Origin of the sequence: Mucilaginibacter sp. PAMB04168 (assembly GCF_039634365.2) — a bacterium.
Taxonomy (GTDB): domain Bacteria; phylum Bacteroidota; class Bacteroidia; order Sphingobacteriales; family Sphingobacteriaceae; genus Mucilaginibacter.
Genome location: NZ_CP155079.2, coordinates 4,646,594 through 4,662,974 on the forward strand (window position 1 = coordinate 4,646,594; position 16,381 = coordinate 4,662,974).

Sequence of the window (16,381 nt, forward strand, 5' to 3'; positions counted from 1 at the left end):
GCAGCGGCCTTTTTATTTGAGGCATAGTTTTGTTAGCTTTATTACATGCAATCCGTCAATTTTCAGAAATGTGCTTTATGGCTGGTTATAGTTATGGGAATTTACTCAAACAGCTGTAGCCAAAGGATCAATTACAACGAGGGCGGTACCGAGTCTAAAGACTATTATCAGGAAATCCCTTATGAAATGATTGCTGGAAGAATATTTGTTCAGGCAAGCATCAACCATCGTAAAGCCAGGTTTTTATTTGATACCGGTGCGCCTACACAGCTCAGTCCGGCATTGGCTAAAGAGTTAAACAGCTCGTTTATATCTGGCACCGTGGTGTCGGATGCCAATGGCAACCAGGATTCTCTTAAACTGGTGCGTGCGGGTAATATAACGTTGGGCAACATCACCTTTTCAAACATACCTGCTTTATTAGTAACTAACGAGTTATACAACTGCTGGAAAATTGAAGGTGTAATTGGAAGTAACTTATTAAGAAATGCCATCGTTAAAATAGACCCGGTAAAAAAGATACTGATTTTAACCGACAATGAGAAAAGGCTCGGCTTAAATAAAAGTTACAGTACAAAACTAAACCTCCTTCGCACCGGGCAAAGCAGCCCTATCCTCAAGGTTGATTTAAACAACCGGGTTAACCTTGAGGCAGAGTTCGACTCGGGCGATAACGGTTTTCTGATGCTTTCTCCAAAGCACATGAAACAATTAGACAAATTCAGTGCATTTACAGTAGTTGGAAAAGGCTTTGGCGCAGTACACCGCAGTATTTACGGCTTGCAAAAAATGGATTCGACTTACCGGCTTGTATTTCCAACAGTAACCGTTGCAGGTGTTACCTTTAAGCATGCAGCGGTAGAAACCATAGCCAATACAACACCCCGTTTAGGCACTACCCTACTGCAATATGGCGCTGTTACCTTAGATTATAAACACGGCAAGTTTTACTTTGACCCAAACTCCAGCAATATAGACTTGACCGAAAAACAATGGCCGGTTGATTTTACCACACAAGGAGAAAAACTTATTGCCGGTGTAGTATGGGGTAATCTGCAAAATCAGATTACTCCCGGCGACCATATCACAGCCATCAATGATGTCCCCTTCCCCAAAACTAACCTGTGCCAATGGCTCAATGGCAAACCCATTTTAGAAAATGTAGAACAGGTTACTTTAACTATCAAAAACACAAAAGGTGAGATTAGAAAAGTGCAAATAACTAAACAGTAATTGCTGCCGTTACCTGTTCATTCGGTTAGGGTCAAAATGCAAATTGGGCGTTAACCAGTATAACAATATCACCCGCGAAAAACGAAAGTTGAAAGGGGCCAGTATTAAAGCCACGCTCAACAATATACTAATGTATAACCAGGGCGATTCCAGATTGCCGGTTAGTATATAAGTTGCCACAGCCAGGGTAACCATTTCGGCCACGTTCATAGCGTAGCTTATAAACATCGCTACATAAAAGTAACCGGGTTCTATTTCAAAGTGGAAACCACAGTGCGGACATTGGTTGTGCATTTTTTGCCCGCCAAAGCTGTACATGCCGTTGGCAAACATGTTGCCGGTGCGGCATTTTGGGCACTTGGCATGTACGGCTGATTTAATTTCTGATGGATGGGCCATACCTGTTTTATCTAAGCTTAACGTTTTCATGGTTTATTGATTTTAAGGCCTCTTTCCTGAATTCCTCAGGTGTGATGCCCGTGTGTTTCTTAAAAAATTTGGTAAAATAAGAGTTATCGTCAAAATGCAGGCGCCCGGCTATTTCGGCTATGGTAAGCTCCAGGTTAATAAGCAGGCGCTTTGCTTCCAGCACAATGCGGTTACGGATCACCTCGCCGGCCGGTATTCCCAGCACATCCTTACAAAGCGCATTTAAATGGTTGGGCGTAATGTAAAGCAGTTCGGCGTAATCTTTGGGCAAACGCAGTTCAGCATAATGCTGCTCAATCAGCTTCTGAAAGTTTTTGAGCAAGGTATAATTATAGGCATTAGGCTGTTTAACGTTTTGCTCAAAACCCAGCCTACCAATGCTGATGAACAGTTGTAATAGTAATGCACGTACCATATCCACACCCATGCGCTGCGCGTTATCGCTTTCATTAACAAGTTGCTCAAACAATTGTATAACGGCTGCCTGCACAGCTTGCGGCAGGTTAATAACAGCATCGGTAATGTTGCCGCTAAAAAAAGGGAACTGCTCCAGGTAATCGGGCTTTAACAGGAATGATTGAAAGAACAGTGTAGAAAAATTGATGACATAACCATCAACCTTACCGGCAAAGCCCCAGCTGTGTACCTGTCCGGGCACCATAAAATAAATTTGGTAAGGTTTCACCTTAAACTGCTCAAAATCTATAGCGTGTGTACCCGCCCCTTCGGTAAAAAGTACCAAATGGTAAAAAGTATGTTTATGCGCCAAGTGAAGCTTGTGGTGTTGTGCCAGGTAAGGTGCAAACCGGCTTATTAGTATATCTTCCTGCTTAAAGTCAGAGAGTGTGCATATATCATAAACTGGTATTTCCTTTTTCATAACATTACAAATGTACACTACAAATTACCACCAACTATGGTAGTATTCAGGGTCGTTATGGTACTATTTACTGATGGTTTTATTTTTCGATTATATCTTATACACTTCTTTTAATTACATCCCGTTAAACTTTCTTTCTAACTTGTTCATTTACATTAACTTTGCTTATATCTAGCCTTAAGCGTTATGAAAAAAGTTGCTTTGCTTTTTTTACTGATTGCCGGCCTGCATGCCGGGGCACAAACCAACCCTCAGTTGAAACACCAACTGGACAGCATTATGGTGCTCGACCAAAAGTACCGCGATACGTTAATGCAATTAATGATGCCGGTCACTAAAGATGCGATGTTGAGAAAATTAGGGATGGGACCTGCACAAGCTAGCGCACATTACTGGAAGCTACAAGGCAGGATTGACTCGCTTAACTTAATCTTTATTGAGAACACATTTAAGCAGTATGGCTACCCAGGTAAAAAGCTGGTAGGTGAGCCGGCTAACGAGTCGGCTTGGAATGTGATACAACACTCGGGTAAAATAGCCCGCTATATTACTGTTATTGAAACTGCCGCCAACCACCGCGAGCTACCCTACCGTTTGTACGCCATGATGCTGGACCGCCACCTGATGGACGAAGGTAAAGAGCAGATATACGGCACCCAGGCAACCTGCCGTAACCTTAAAAATGGGAAGCAGGATTGCTTTATATGGCCGGTAAAAAATCCGTCCACGGTAAATGCCCGCCGCATTAATGCAGGCTTTACCACAACCGTTGAGGAGAATGCCAAGCGTTTAGGCGTTAACTACCGGGTGGTAAACATAAAAGAAGTAAAATAGCCTTATTACCGTTTTTAAACAAAGTTATGGTAAGTCTGTACTTAACGGTATAAAATCAGGGAGCTTATGAACCAAACATCAACACTTCTGCGGGTTATTATAACAGGAGCCACTGGCATGGTAGGCGAAGGCGTGCTGCACGAATGCATGGAAGCTGCCGAGGTAGCGGAAGTGCTGCTGCTTAACCGCCGCCCATCGGGCATTCAGCACCCTAAAATTACCGAAGTTGTGCATGCCGATCTGTTTGATCTTACAGCTGTTGAAAACCAGTTGATAGGTTACAACGCTTGTTTCTTTTGCCTCGGTATGTCATCAGTTGGTGTAAGCAAGGAAGAATATTACAAAACCACTTATGAACTGACCATAAAAGTGGCTACCACACTGAGCCGATTAAATGGTAACATGACATTTAGCTACATATCGGGCGCTGGTACCAATAGCAGCGAGCAAGGTGGCAGTAATTGGAGCCGGGTAAAAGGTAAAACCGAGAACGATTTAAAGCTGCTGCCCTTTAAGCAAGTGTACAACTTTAGGCCCGGCTTTATGCTGCCCACACCCGGGCTGAAAAATACGCTCAACTTTTACAAGTACATTAATTGGTTATATCCGGTGTTACGGCCATTGTTTCCGGGCGCTTTTGGTACCTTAAAAGAGCTTGGGCAAGGAATGATTAATGCTACTGCCTACGGTTATCCAAAACAAACGCTGGAGGTTAAAGATATACGGGCGGCGGCAGAGCGTAAGCCTTAAAGCCTTACGCCTATTACTAAAAACACCGCACAAACTATCAGCAGTATAGCCATTAATGGCCAAACAAACTTCCACCATGATTTAAGGCTGATGCCTACCAGTGCGAGCGAAGGTAACAGCAAGCCAGTTGGGGTAATGAAGCCCATAATGCCCATACCAAACAAGTAGCTATTTACAATCTCTCTACCGGGCACGTGTGCTGCGGCGGCCAACCCACCCATAATGGGCATCGTAACTACCGCCATACCCGACGAGCTCGAAATAAATATGGTGAACAAACAATACAACACCAGCATCATCACCATAAACACGCCCGATGGCATACCACTCACCAATTGGGACGCCTCGTAAACAATGGTATCGCTAATGTTGCCGCCATCCAGTATAGCGGTAACGCCCCGGGCCGCCCCAATAATGAAAGCTACGCTTAATAAACCTTCGGCACCTTTAATAAACGTTTCTATAAAATCCTTTTGCCCCATGCGCTGCAGTATGGCAATTAACACAGCAGCTACCAAAAACACGGCCGACATTTCCAACAGCCACCAGTGCCATACCACAACACCCGTTATCATGGTGGCAAATGCCAAAAAGAAAACGATTAGCAATAAAATAGTGCGTGATGTTAGTGGGCTGCCGCCGCCCTGTTCGCTAAATGCTGGGAACGGGCTTTGCACAGCGCCATCAAACCGGTAAACCAGCGAAGCAGAAGGATTATTACGCACTTTCTGCGCGTACCGGAACACGTAAGTGATGTATATAGCGGATGACAAGACAAACATCAACAAGCGGCCATTCAGGCCATCGGTCCAGCTGATACCACAGGCATTTGATGCAATTATGGTAGAGAAAGGATTGGAGAATGAAGATAGCGTACCCAATTGCGTACCACCAAATATAACCGCTACCGGAACCAGCAAATCATACCCCGCAGCTAAAAACAAGGGTACCAGTACAGGGTAAAATGCAAAGGCTTCCTCGGCCATACCGTAAGATGCGCCGCCAAAAGTGAGCAGGAATGTAATAATGATAATGAGCCAGCCCTCACGGCCGCGCATGGTTGCAGATAAGCTCTTTAGACCGGCCTCCAAAGCGCCGGTAGCGTTAAAAACCTGAATAAAGCCGCCAATGAGCAGCACAAACAAAATAATATCAATAGTATCATAAATACCTTTAATGGGAGCCTCAATTACACTTACTACCCCCTGAGAATTTCCGGGTAGCCGATGATAACTGCCGGGCACAGATACCGGCTTGCGTATAGTTCCATTGGTAAAAGCCGCAACGGGCGCGCTTATGTGCAAGCTGTCCAGCGTTTTTTGAGTAACAGGAAGCTGCACTTCGGTACCGTTTTTATTCAGGACAAAGTTTGGGGCCGAGTAGGTTAGCGTATAAAACTTACCGGCAGGAACTAGCCATGTTGCCAGTGCAGCCAATATAATGACCACCATTAAAACGGATAGCGGATGTGGTATTTTGTTGATTAAGCGCATGCTATCTTAATAGTTTGTCCTTTACTGCTCCTTCTTAATAAGAAAGCAAGGGTGTGTTCGTTAGTTGCATAGTGAGCCCTTGCTGTAACGCAAGCATCCGCCTTTATGAGGGGCAATTTGACGTTCACTTATTCTTTTTTGACATTCTTTAATATCAGCAGATTGAGCGGGTTAATACTATAACCGCTCAGGTTGTTTTGGTAAAGGTTAACCAGCTTGTCATAATACAAAATCACTACAGGCGATTGCTGCATCATCAGGTTGTCCATTTGCTGGTATAATTTAAATCGCTGCTGATTGTCGCTTATGCGGTAAGCCTGCTCAAACAGTGCATCAAACTGCCGGTTATGAAAGCCCGTATAATTGGGCCCGAATGGTATCTTATTTTTCCCATAAAATACCGACAGGTAATTTTCAGCATCCGGGTAATCGGCAATCCATGATGCTCTAAAGAAGTTAACGCCATTTTTGGCAATCAAATCGCGCAAGCTGGCTCCCTGTACAAGCTCCACCCGTGTGCGTATGCCTACTTTTTGCAGCTCGCCCTGTATAAATTCAATTAAGTCGCGGTAACTTGTAGTGGTACTCAACACTACCTCGGGTAAATTTTTACCACCCGGAAACCCGGCCTCTACCAGCAGTTGCTTGGCTTTTTCGGGATTATAGCGGTAGCCATGCACCGCAGCAGTATCAAACCCGGGCATACCCTGCGGTATAAAGCCGGCATATCCCGGCGTACCGGTACTGTTGCGCAAAAATTTGATCATGTTAGGTTTGTTAATAGCGTAATTAACCGCCTGCCTAATCTTTAATTGCTTTAAAGGCGAGTTTTTAACAATAGCAATATTGGTATCAACCAATATGCCTAGGTATTCAGTATTTAAATAGGGGGCAATGTGTACCTTAAACCTACCTTTGTATTTTTTGGTTACCCGACCCGATTTGGTTAAAATATCATCGCGATAGCTGCCATCGATGCCATTAAAAAAGTCGAGCTTTTTTTTGATGAACTCCATAAATGCGGTCTGCTTATCGCTGATAAAGGTTGACCTTATAGCATCCAGGTGAGGTAGCGGCCCGCCTTGCTTATCCTTTTCCCAGTAATGTTCGTTCTTGAGCAACACCATTACCTCACCTTCTTTCCAGTACTTAAATTTAAACGGGCCGGTACCCACCGGGTGGCTCCTGAAATCCTTGCCGTAGTGTTCAACTACCTCGCGTGGAACTAAAGAACAGTATTGGGCAGTAAGCACACTCAACAACGGTGGAAAGGGCTGCTTTAACCGGATTTGAAAGGTTGTATCGTTCAATGCTACAAACGCCTCTTTACCGGTTACCTTATCACTAAAAATCCATGAACCCGACGAGGCTACTTTTGGGTCAATAAGGCGGCCGAAGCTGTAGGCAAAATCAGCAGCGGTGGCTATCCTTCCCTTTCCTCCGGCAAATAAGGCATCGTCCTGAAAGCGCACATCGTTGCGTAAATGAAAGGTATAAATGGTTCCATCAGCAGACAGCTCCCAGGTTTTGGCAACGCAGGGTATTACGTGCAGGCTATCATTAATCTGTACTAACCCGTTATAAATTTGGTTATCCATCCACACTGCATTCTGGTTCCGTGCAAAAGCCGGGTCCAGCGAGCTAAGACCTTGATCGAGGTTCACACTAAAGATGGTTTTATGCGATGAATCATCTGCCGGGCGGCAACCCGCCATTATACATGCCCACAGTAACAGCAGCCAGTATTGTTTGTAGCTATACATTGTGCTAAATATCCGAAAATATTTCATTGATAGCTTACAACCGCCCTTTTGCGTTACTATTTTTACTGTACATTAGCTTTACTTAAACCAACTGCATGAATAAAGGACGCTTAGAGGCATTTAGCGATGGTGTGATCGCCATTATCATCACCATTATGGTACTGGAACTAAAAACACCCCACGGCGGCACACCCGCCGATTTAAAGCCGTTGATACCGGTGGCTTTAAGCTATATACTCAGCTTTGTTTATGTAGGCATATACTGGAACAACCATCACCACATGCTGCACGCTGTGCGACAGGTACGGGGCAGCGTGCTTTGGGCCAACCTGCACTTGCTGTTCTGGCTATCCGTTATTCCGTTTGTAACCAGTTGGATGGGCGAAAACCACTTTTCGAAATGGCCCGTGGCGCTTTACGGTGTTATATTATTGATGAATGGCGCGGCTTACAGTATACTGGCCTTATTACTGGTTAAACAAGCTGGGCCACAATCAACATTGGCAATAGCTATTGGCAAGGATTGGAAAGGAAAGCTTTCGGTAATAATTTACCTTGTTTCGGTAGCAGTGGCCTTTATAGAACCGGCGATCAGTTTGGTTTTATATACCCTCGTTGCCCTGATGTGGATCATACCCGACAGACGTATTGAACGCGTGCTGTTAGAAAAAGAAGACAACTAAATAACCTCCTCACCATCAGCATCAAAGGTCAATTTGATATAAATTATGCGGCAGGCGTGTAACGATAGCTTACTTTTAAGCTCTTAATTATAAAGACCTATTCTGCATGAAACCATTATATAGCCTGCTTATACTATTAACCGGCCTTGTGCTGCGCGGATTTTCACAAACACAAAAACCGCAAGATAAAATCAGCATTATGCTGATGGGCAGCACACACTTTGGGCAAGAAGCTTTTCACAAACAAGGCCCGTCTATGGACCTGTTCAGCGCGGGCCGCCAAAAGGAAATAGCCGCTATTAACAACCAACTGGCGGCTTACAAGCCCGATATGATTCTCATTGAGCGAGAGCCAAGTGAGCAGCATATGGTGGATAGCTTATACCAGCTATTTAAATCCGGAAAACTTGAGTTTATCCAGTTGGAGCATGGCCGTGCTGAACAATACCAGTTTGGCTACAACATAGCGCGAAAATTGAATTTACCGCGTGTTTATGCTGTAGACTTTTATACCAGCGTACCTACCCGCTTAATTAAGGAGGGGAAGAATTTAGAGCATTTTACTGATGCGATGAACGCCTACTCATCAATAGGACGAACACTTGATGGGGATTTGAAAGAACAAAAGCTAAGCCTGAAAGGCTACCTGCTAAAGTTGAACTCGCCCCAACTTTACCAGCTTACCTATTATAACATTTACATTAACCCGGCGAAAATCACCAACGGTAGCTTTGGCAAAACCGACCAAATTACAGATACCGCCGGGATTGACAAAGAACACATTGGCGCCGATTATATCTCTTTATTCTATAGCCGCGAGCTTAAAATTTATAGTAATATCCTAAGCGTACAGCAAGCTTACCAGGGCAAACGCATTTTGCTTATTATGGGCCAGCGTCATGCGGCGGTATTGTCTAAGATTTTTGAAAATGACCCTGGTTATCAATTAGTGCCCATAAGCCAGTATTTGAAATAACACTTTGCAAGTTTGATGCGTTATCACAACTCCATTTATGGCGTATCAATCAAGCTAGTATTTAGAACCTGATTACATCCGCATCGGGCGGTGTATGCCCCAACAGCCTGAACATACTTAACAACTGCCCTTTATGGTGAAACTCATGCGTAATTACATGGGTAAATATCTCAAGCGGGGTTGATTGCTCGTTTTGGCCGTTTGCGGTGATGCCGCTAACTACCTCGTTTAATTTACTACGGTAATGGTTTAAAAAAGTATCCACCATTAAATCAACCATACTGTATAGCTCCCTAATGCTGCTTATACTGGTGAAGGCATTTTCATTGGCATATTCCCGATTGAACTGCATGGCAAAGTTAGCCGTCCAGTGTAAGTATACGTTGGCATTGTGCACTAACAAGTAGGCTATGCTTTTATCAAACGCAGGTACCTGCACCTGTAACAGATCGCTTAAATGCTGTGCAGCAAAATCCAACACTACCTCGCGCGAACCTTTAATCATCTGATATTGCTGTTGCAATATGGCTATCTCTTCCATAAAAATAATTGGAATGCTAATTTACTCAGCAGCCGGGTCTTGTGCAAACAGGCGACTTAATTGCTGGTAAAGCTCAGGGTGTTTGTTTTGTAGCTGTTCGGGCTTTTCAAAAAAGTACTCGGAAGCTACGGCCAAAAATTCCGCCTCGTTGGTAGCGGCATAAGGGTTAATGTCTGACTTGCCTTTCTCAATCCTGTTAATCTCCTGGTGCATCATTTTTAGCCAGGGGGCTGCATACTCATGCGGCAGCAGGTTTTCAGGCACGCCATCTGTAGCGCCATCAGACTTATCGAGCAGATGCACAAACTCATGTATACCCGTATTCTGCTTTCCCGACGAACTGGAAAAACCATTTCTTAATGCGGCCCTCGATAACAACATTTGCCCGTTCATAAAGCCTGAGCCAACCATACCCATAATGTTACGGCTGCCGTCCTCCCCTTCAAACTGAAAATCATTGTTAAAAGCATCAGGGTATAAAATAACGTTGGTCAGGTTGTTATACCGCCACTCGTTGTAACCAAAAATAGGGATTACGGCACTTGCAGCTACCAGTACACGGTCAACATCATCAACCTCCAACCCTACGCCTTCAATCCGGATGCTTTGTATAAACCCGGCAATCATGCCCTCAAACTTTTGCTTTTCCGGTTCATCGAGCTTTTGAAAATAAGGCACATGCTCGGTTAGCAGCTGTTTGTAATTTGAATCCAATGGTTGTAACGGCGTTTCGGCCGACTGCTTTTTACCAAAAAGTTTAACACCAATGAAGGCTAACAAGAGTACTACAATAACGGCTACAACAATAAAAGAGGTCATAATTACAGATTAGTTAGGTAAAGTAAACATTGCACAAACCATATAGTTGATACCGCTAAAACTTTTACCATACAAAAGAGGCACTTTAAAAGTGCCTCTTCAATTTTATTTTTTTAACCGTTCCTTTAAAAACTGCCCGGTAAAACTTTTCTTGTCTTTAAGCAGATCTTCGGGCAAACCCTCAAAAACCAGGGCACCGCCATTGTTGCCACCGCCAGGACCGATGTCGATCACCCAGTCGGCGCACTTAATTACATCCATGTTGTGCTCTATTACAATAATGGTATTGCCTTGTTCCAGCAGGGCGTCAAATGATTTTAGGAGCTTCTTGATATCGGCAAAGTGCAAGCCGGTAGTAGGCTCATCAAAAATGAACAGTGTTTTGCTGGCATTATTACCTTTAATGAGGAATGATGCCAGTTTAATGCGCTGCGCCTCGCCGCCCGAAAGCGTGTTAGACGATTGCCCTAATTGTACATAACCCAAACCTACATCTTGCAAAGGTTTTATTTTGTTGATGATCTTTTGCTCTTTTACAAAAAACTCCAGCGCCTCATCAATCGTCATTTTAAGGATTTCTGAAACGTTTTTTTCCTGGTAAGTTACGTCAAGTATATGCTGCTTAAAGCGGTTACCGTTACACGCCTCGCAAGGCAAAAAGATGTCGGCCATAAACTGCATCTCAATCTTTACCTCGCCCTCACCCTGGCATACATCACAGCGGCCGCCCTCTACGTTAAATGAGAAAGCCGATGGTTTTAAACCCGCAGCTTTAGCAGCCGGCTGGCCGGCATAAAGATTACGTATCTCATCCCATGCCTTTACATAAGTAACCGGGTTTGAGCGCGATGAACGGCCTATCGGGTTCTGGTCTACCAGCTCAACAGATTCTATCTTGCCATAATCGCCTTCAATACTATCATAAGAACCGGTTTGTTCGCCTGAGTAATTACCCAATACCTTCTGCAGTGCCGGGTGCAGTATACGTTTCACCAAACTGGTTTTACCCGAGCCAGATACACCGGTTACTACCGAAAGTACGCCCAACGGAAACTTCACATCTACATGCTTTAAGTTATTTTCGCGGGCGCCTTTTATCTGGATGAAATCATTCCACTTACGGCGTTGTGCAGGTACAACTATCTCTTCGCGGCCGCTCAGGTATTTCCCGGTTAAGCTATTATCATCGGTTAAGATTTGCGCATAAGTACCCGAAAATATAAGCTGACCACCGTGTGTGCCAGCCTCGGGGCCAATATCAATCAGGTGATCGGCAGCTTGCATAATTTCTTCTTCATGCTCTACCACCAATACGGTATTACCTACATCGCGCAGGGATTTTAATACCGTAATTAGTCGCTGGGTATCGCGCGGGTGCAGGCCAATACTAGGTTCATCCAGCACATAAACCGAACCTACCAGGCTGCTTCCCAATGAGGTAGCCAGGTTAATACGTTGCGATTCACCGCCCGAAAGTGTATTTGAGAGCCGGTTGAGCGTTAGGTACCCTAAGCCCACATCGTTCAAGAAAGAGATGCGGTTGGTTATTTCCATCAGCAAACGCTTACCAATTTTGGCATCGTGTGCATCCAGTTGCAAATCACCAAAAAACTGCTGTGCAATATCCAGCGGCATCAGCACAATATCGGTAATAGAGTGGCCGGCCACTTTTACATAAGTAGCATCAGGCCGTAAACGGCTGCCCTTACAATCAGGACAGGTGGTTTTACCGCGGTAGCGCGACAATATTACCCGGTATTGTATCTTATAGGTTTGTTCCTCTATCTCTTTAAAGAAAGCATCCAGCCCTCGAAAGTATTTATTACCTGTCCACAAAAGCTTCTTTTGCTTATCGGTTAACTGGCTGTAAGACCGATGTATTGGAAAATCAAACTTATCGGCCTGGCGAATTAGGTTTTGGTTCCACTCACCCATTTTTTCGCCGCGCCAGGGCGCAATGGCGTTATCATATATAGATTTGCTTTTATCGGGTATAACCAAATCTTCATCTATACCAATCACCTTACCATAACCTTCGCATTTACGGCAAGCACCATAAGGGTTATTAAAGCTAAAAAAATTGGGCGTAGGCTCTTCAAACCTAATTCCATCCAACTCAAAACGGTCACAAAAAAAGCTTTCCTTCTCCTGTTCGCTCTCAGGCTCCTGGTATTTTAAGTAGCAATCGCCTTTACCCTCAAAAAAAGCAGTTTGGGCCGAATCGGCTATACGGCTCAGCGTTTCCTCTTCATTGTTCTTGGTTACACGATCTACTACAATACGTAGCGGATCATTATCAGCCAGCGAATCGTTCCCTATAGATTCGTCTTCCAGCAAACTTTCAATGCGTGATACTTGTCCGCGGTATTCCACACGTACAAAACCTTTTTGCAACAACACTGCCAGTTCTTCTTTCAGGCTGCGGTTGTTATGCGGGTGCAGCGGGCAAAGTATGGTCAGTTGCGTATCATCAGGCTGGGCCTGCGCAAAGTTAACCACATCGGTAACGGTATCTTTTTTTACCTGCAGGCCCGATACTGGTGAAATGGTTTTACCAATACGCGAGAACAGCAGTTTAAGGTAATCGTAAATTTCGGTACTGGTGCCTACGGTTGAGCGGGGGTTGCTGGTAATTACCTTTTGCTCAATGGCAATGGCAGGTGCAATGCCTTTTATGTAATCTACGTCGGGCTTATTCATGCGGCCCAAAAACTGGCGCGCGTAAGAAGATAAACTCTCTACATAGCGGCGTTGCCCCTCGGCGTACAACGTATCAAACGCCAGCGATGATTTGCCCGATCCAGACATACCCGTTATAACCACCAACTGGTTTTTAGGTATGGCAATGTCCATGTTCTTCAAATTATGTACACGGGCGCCTTTAATAATAATATGGTGTTGAGGATCTTTCTCAGTTTCTATGCTCATTCTATTTTGAGTTCAGGGGCTGATGGTTATGGCTAGTGATTAACCACTCTTTATTCGCTAATTACAAACCTAACTTTACAACTTGTTTAATGTGCAAAAATCCTAAATTATTTAGCATTATGCAAGCATTGATTACTTTACTGCATACTTAAACACTTAAGTAAAAGAAAGGTGATATAAATCCATAGGTTATTGTAGAAAAACTTACGAAAAAGTCGCTGACTTTTCTCTCCCAAAAGTTGTGCGATATTTCCAATTAACAGGCAATTACTGTTAAACCTTAAGTACAAAAAGCAGTCAAATAATACAAAGCAGCTTGTTACATAGTATCAAGATGTTACGTATATATAACCAATAACCTAAGACATTATTATCAGTAAATGTTCTTTTCAAGACGCGTTCAGTTTGTGCGCCAGGGAGTTTGTCATTGTAATGTGTTATAACATATAACCTTAAAAATTATTTGCATGTTAACACAATATTTAGTTTATTTGATATAGTAATTAAGAGGAACCCTATCGATTAGAACTTTACTTGAAACGTAGTTTAATTTAAATTAATTGATTTTAAAGTAGAAGTTCTATGGATTTTCATTTGAAAAGTGATCAGGATTTAATCCATCTGTATATAGACGGCCATGAGGGAGGGCTTGTTGAGCTCATCCGCCGTTATCAAACTAAAATTTACACATCCATTTACTTGCTGGTTAAAGATGAGTACCTGGCCGAGGATATTTTCCAGGATACCTTCATCAAAGTAATTAACACGCTAAAGGCCGGCAAATATAACGAGGAAGGTAAATTTTTACCCTGGGTAAGCCGCATTGCCCATAACTTGGTGATTGACCATTTTCGCCGTGAAAAACGCACGCCTTTAGTAAGCGGTGGCGATGACTTTGACATTTTTGAAGTGTTAGGTCATTATGACGAGAGCACTGAAGACCGCATGGTACGTGAGCAAACCCACAAAGATTTAAAAGCATTAATCCATTTATTACCGGCTGAGCAAAAAGAAGTATTGATTATGCGCCACTTTGGCGACATGAGCTTTAAGGAAATTGCCGACGTAACCGAGGTGAGCATAAACACTGCCCTGGGCCGCATGCGCTATGCCTTAAATAACTTACGCAAGATGATGCAGACCAAAGAGTTGAGTTTGAAGAACTGATTGTAATTAAAATTAAAAATTTATATCGCCCGCTAAAATATTAGATAAGCGATATGCGTTATGGTGTAATACAAACACTTTAAAGCTTATGGGCGAAACTTCTACAAGATTTTTAAACGCACTTACAAACAACGCTATGGTGGAGGGATTAGATGTAACCGAACACGTGGACGCCGATGAACTGTTGTTTCATCATGCTATCCGCACTGAACTGGATCTTTTGCAAAAAAAGCCAAAACAGCAAACCATCGAAAACCTGCTCAACTATTCGAAAAGCTTGCGTTAACAAACTACCAAAGCCCTGCCAACGCAGGGCTTTTTGTATATTTGTACCCTCATGTTAAAAAAAGAACGCTACCAGTTATTTGTTGAGTATTTCTCAAAAAACCAACCTAACCCGGTAACCGAGCTGCATTATTCCAATCCATATGAGCTACTGGTGGCTGTAATACTATCGGCCCAATGCACCGATAAGCGCATCAATCAGATCACGCCTGCCCTGTTCCAACGCTTTCCGACGATTGAAGACCTCGCTGCATCTTCATCAGATGAAATTTTTACTTACATACGCAGTGTAAGCTATCCTAACAATAAAGCCAAGCACCTGGCCGGCATGGCAAAAATGCTGGTAGAGCAATTTAACAGCCAGGTACCCTCAGATTTAGATGAGCTGCAAAAGCTCCCCGGCGTAGGCCGTAAAACGGCTAACGTAATAGCATCTGTGGTGTATGATGCACCGGCCATAGCAGTAGACACCCACGTATTTAGAGTAGCCAACCGCTTAGGTTTAACTACCAACGCAAAAACACCGCTGGCGGTAGAGAAACAATTAGTTGAGTATTTGCCCAAGCAAACACTAGGTTTTGCACACCACTGGCTTATACTGCACGGCCGCTACATTTGTGTGGCCCGTAAACCCAAATGCGAGATATGCCCCCTTACCCATTTTTGTAAGTATTACCAAAGCGGTAAGGCAGCGCTGGTGTTCAGCAAAACGGCTAAGGTAGCAAAGGTAAAAACGGTTAAGGCTGCAAAAGCAGTTAAGGCAGATGTAACAGGTGACGATTTAAGCCTTAGCTCGAGCAGTTAGGATCCTGCACTTATTCCCTTTGATTTAATTAAAGGTTAATGCTATTTTTGAATACCATGAGACACGCTTTTTTAATGCTTGCCTGTATTGCAATCATGATTTGCTCCTGCAAAAAGGATAAGATCAACACTGTTAAACAGGATCCGGAAGACCCTAACTGGATTAAGTTGGAAATTCCTAATGCACGCGATGCTTATGCTTTTGCCGGTAGTATTGATGACACACTACTGGTTACCACTTGGGTTAAGGCTTACTTTACCACCAACAAAGGGAAAACCTGGCAAGAATCAAAGAATTTTAACGGACAGGTACAGGGCTTAATTACATCGGGCGATTCAGTTATTGCACTGGCTGCAACCGGCGGCCTCGAACTTGAAGGAACTTATGGAGCTGGCCTTGCACAATATTACACGTTAGATTATGGCAGAAGCTGGCATCCTTATTTAAAACCGGATGGAGGTTATCGCTCGCAATTAATTGGAATTTCACAGTCGGCCGATAAACAGGTTACTTACAAGTTAAAGTATAATGTTTCGCCGCTTACAAAAAACGATTATACCGCCTATATACATAACCCTACGCAAATTACAAGAACCATTTACGGCAGCACTAATCTGATTAATTTTCCATTCAAGAGAAAAATACACAACTTATACCTGGATAATCATGACCGCTTATATGTGGCAGCGTCGGGCGGTGCGTACATTGCCGAAACCAATAGCTTTAATGGTGGCGGTACTGATGACTCGGCCATAATCTACATATCGCGCAATCCACTGCCTTAACTTAACCAAT

The 16,381-nt window shown here is 43.6% G+C and carries 16 protein-coding genes; 9 read left to right on the forward strand and 7 right to left on the reverse strand.

Translation table 11 applies throughout. The annotated features are described in order from the left end of the window. Nucleotides 1-93: 93 nt before the first annotated feature. A complete protein-coding gene (locus ABDD94_RS19620) occupies nucleotides 94-1,233 on the forward strand; it encodes a retropepsin-like aspartic protease (protein WP_345953648.1) in 1,140 nt (379 codons plus the stop codon). A 9-nt stretch (nucleotides 1,234-1,242) separates the two neighbouring features. Here ABDD94_RS19620 and ABDD94_RS19625 read toward each other — a convergent pair whose 3' ends face one another. Further along, a complete protein-coding gene (locus tag ABDD94_RS19625) occupies nucleotides 1,243-1,662 on the reverse strand; it encodes a DUF983 domain-containing protein (protein WP_345953649.1) in 420 nt (139 codons plus the stop codon). Further along, a complete protein-coding gene (locus ABDD94_RS19630) occupies nucleotides 1,640-2,542 on the reverse strand; it encodes a helix-turn-helix transcriptional regulator (RefSeq protein WP_345953650.1) in 903 nt (300 codons plus the stop codon). Before ABDD94_RS19630 ends, ABDD94_RS19625 begins: the two co-directional genes overlap by 23 nt. Before the next feature lie 186 nt (nucleotides 2,543-2,728). On the opposite strand from ABDD94_RS19630, the gene ABDD94_RS19635 reads away from it, so the two are divergent. Both ABDD94_RS19635 and ABDD94_RS19640 read left to right on the forward strand, forming a co-directional pair. Beyond that, entirely contained in the window at nucleotides 2,729-3,376 is a 648-nt protein-coding gene (locus ABDD94_RS19635; protein WP_345953651.1) for a DUF6624 domain-containing protein, read from the forward strand. A gap of 66 nt (nucleotides 3,377-3,442) precedes the next feature. After that, nucleotides 3,443-4,126, forward strand: coding sequence for an NAD-dependent epimerase/dehydratase family protein (locus tag ABDD94_RS19640; RefSeq protein WP_345953652.1), 684 nt, complete (start codon nucleotides 3,443-3,445; stop codon nucleotides 4,124-4,126). Here ABDD94_RS19640 and ABDD94_RS19645 read toward each other — a convergent pair. Both ABDD94_RS19645 and ABDD94_RS19650 read right to left on the reverse strand, forming a co-directional pair. Continuing rightward, nucleotides 4,123-5,619, reverse strand: coding sequence for a hypothetical protein (locus tag ABDD94_RS19645; protein ID WP_345953653.1), 1,497 nt, complete (start codon nucleotides 5,617-5,619; stop codon nucleotides 4,123-4,125). The two genes, ABDD94_RS19640 and ABDD94_RS19645, sit on opposite strands and share 4 nt — an antisense overlap. Nucleotides 5,620-5,747: 128 nt before the next feature. Then, nucleotides 5,748-7,382, reverse strand: a complete 1,635-nt coding sequence (locus tag ABDD94_RS19650; protein ID WP_345953654.1) for an ABC transporter substrate-binding protein — start codon at nucleotides 7,380-7,382, stop codon at nucleotides 5,748-5,750. 95 nt (nucleotides 7,383-7,477) lie between these two features. Here ABDD94_RS19650 and ABDD94_RS19655 point away from each other — a divergent pair, with 95 nt between their 5' ends. Continuing rightward, a complete protein-coding gene (locus ABDD94_RS19655) occupies nucleotides 7,478-8,065 on the forward strand; it encodes a TMEM175 family protein (RefSeq protein WP_345953655.1) in 588 nt (195 codons plus the stop codon). A 106-nt stretch (nucleotides 8,066-8,171) separates the two neighbouring features. Next, a complete protein-coding gene (locus ABDD94_RS19660; protein WP_345953656.1) occupies nucleotides 8,172-9,041 on the forward strand; it encodes a DUF5694 domain-containing protein in 870 nt (289 codons plus the stop codon). Nucleotides 9,042-9,102: 61 nt separating this feature from the next. Here ABDD94_RS19660 and ABDD94_RS19665 read toward each other — a convergent pair whose 3' ends face one another. The 3 genes from ABDD94_RS19665 to uvrA all read right to left on the reverse strand — a co-directional run bounded on the left by ABDD94_RS19665 (nucleotide 9,103) and on the right by uvrA (nucleotide 13,329). Next, on the reverse strand, nucleotides 9,103-9,582 hold the full coding sequence (locus ABDD94_RS19665; RefSeq protein WP_345953657.1) for a DinB family protein: 480 nt from the start codon (nucleotides 9,580-9,582) through the stop codon (nucleotides 9,103-9,105). A 21-nt stretch (nucleotides 9,583-9,603) separates the two neighbouring features. Next, complete coding sequence (locus tag ABDD94_RS19670) at nucleotides 9,604-10,401, reverse strand: M90 family metallopeptidase (protein ID WP_345953658.1); 798 nt, start codon at nucleotides 10,399-10,401, stop codon at nucleotides 9,604-9,606. A 105-nt stretch (nucleotides 10,402-10,506) separates the two neighbouring features. Then, nucleotides 10,507-13,329 (reverse strand): excinuclease ABC subunit UvrA, encoded by a 2,823-nt coding sequence (gene uvrA, locus ABDD94_RS19675; RefSeq protein WP_345953659.1) that lies wholly within the window; start codon nucleotides 13,327-13,329, stop codon nucleotides 10,507-10,509. A gap of 582 nt (nucleotides 13,330-13,911) precedes the next feature. Here uvrA and ABDD94_RS19680 point away from each other — a divergent pair. From ABDD94_RS19680 to ABDD94_RS19695, 4 genes are all read left to right on the forward strand, one after another. Continuing rightward, nucleotides 13,912-14,496: a sigma-70 family RNA polymerase sigma factor gene (locus tag ABDD94_RS19680; protein ID WP_345950384.1), complete on the forward strand. Its 585-nt coding sequence runs from the start codon at nucleotides 13,912-13,914 to the stop codon at nucleotides 14,494-14,496. A gap of 88 nt (nucleotides 14,497-14,584) precedes the next feature. Further along, on the forward strand, nucleotides 14,585-14,782 hold the full coding sequence (locus ABDD94_RS19685; protein ID WP_345953660.1) for a hypothetical protein: 198 nt from the start codon (nucleotides 14,585-14,587) through the stop codon (nucleotides 14,780-14,782). A 51-nt stretch (nucleotides 14,783-14,833) separates the two neighbouring features. Continuing rightward, nucleotides 14,834-15,586, forward strand: a complete 753-nt coding sequence (gene nth / locus ABDD94_RS19690; protein WP_345953661.1) for an endonuclease III — start codon at nucleotides 14,834-14,836, stop codon at nucleotides 15,584-15,586. Between the two features lie 56 nt (nucleotides 15,587-15,642). Further along, nucleotides 15,643-16,371 (forward strand): hypothetical protein, encoded by a 729-nt coding sequence (locus ABDD94_RS19695; RefSeq protein WP_345953662.1) that lies wholly within the window; start codon nucleotides 15,643-15,645, stop codon nucleotides 16,369-16,371. Nucleotides 16,372-16,381 lie beyond the last annotated feature (10 nt).

Coding starts and splice junctions, on each gene's coding strand:
- ABDD94_RS19650 (WP_345953654.1), bottom strand. CDS start 7,382: ATGTATAGCTACAAACAATACTGGCTGCTGTTACTGTGGGCATGTATA.
- ABDD94_RS19630 (WP_345953650.1), bottom strand. CDS start 2,542: ATGAAAAAGGAAATACCAGTTTATGATATATGCACACTCTCTGACTTT.
- ABDD94_RS19635 (WP_345953651.1), top strand. CDS start 2,729: ATGAAAAAAGTTGCTTTGCTTTTTTTACTGATTGCCGGCCTGCATGCC.
- ABDD94_RS19660 (WP_345953656.1), top strand. CDS start 8,172: ATGAAACCATTATATAGCCTGCTTATACTATTAACCGGCCTTGTGCTG.
- ABDD94_RS19670 (WP_345953658.1), bottom strand. CDS start 10,401: ATGACCTCTTTTATTGTTGTAGCCGTTATTGTAGTACTCTTGTTAGCC.
- ABDD94_RS19625 (WP_345953649.1), bottom strand. CDS start 1,662: ATGAAAACGTTAAGCTTAGATAAAACAGGTATGGCCCATCCATCAGAA.
- ABDD94_RS19665 (WP_345953657.1), bottom strand. CDS start 9,582: ATGGAAGAGATAGCCATATTGCAACAGCAATATCAGATGATTAAAGGT.
- ABDD94_RS19640 (WP_345953652.1), top strand. CDS start 3,443: ATGAACCAAACATCAACACTTCTGCGGGTTATTATAACAGGAGCCACT.
- ABDD94_RS19655 (WP_345953655.1), top strand. CDS start 7,478: ATGAATAAAGGACGCTTAGAGGCATTTAGCGATGGTGTGATCGCCATT.
- ABDD94_RS19645 (WP_345953653.1), bottom strand. CDS start 5,619: ATGCGCTTAATCAACAAAATACCACATCCGCTATCCGTTTTAATGGTG.
- ABDD94_RS19685 (WP_345953660.1), top strand. CDS start 14,585: ATGGGCGAAACTTCTACAAGATTTTTAAACGCACTTACAAACAACGCT.
- uvrA (WP_345953659.1), bottom strand. CDS start 13,329: ATGAGCATAGAAACTGAGAAAGATCCTCAACACCATATTATTATTAAA.
- ABDD94_RS19680 (WP_345950384.1), top strand. CDS start 13,912: ATGGATTTTCATTTGAAAAGTGATCAGGATTTAATCCATCTGTATATA.
- ABDD94_RS19620 (WP_345953648.1), top strand. CDS start 94: ATGGGAATTTACTCAAACAGCTGTAGCCAAAGGATCAATTACAACGAG.
- nth (WP_345953661.1), top strand. CDS start 14,834: ATGTTAAAAAAAGAACGCTACCAGTTATTTGTTGAGTATTTCTCAAAA.
- ABDD94_RS19695 (WP_345953662.1), top strand. CDS start 15,643: ATGAGACACGCTTTTTTAATGCTTGCCTGTATTGCAATCATGATTTGC.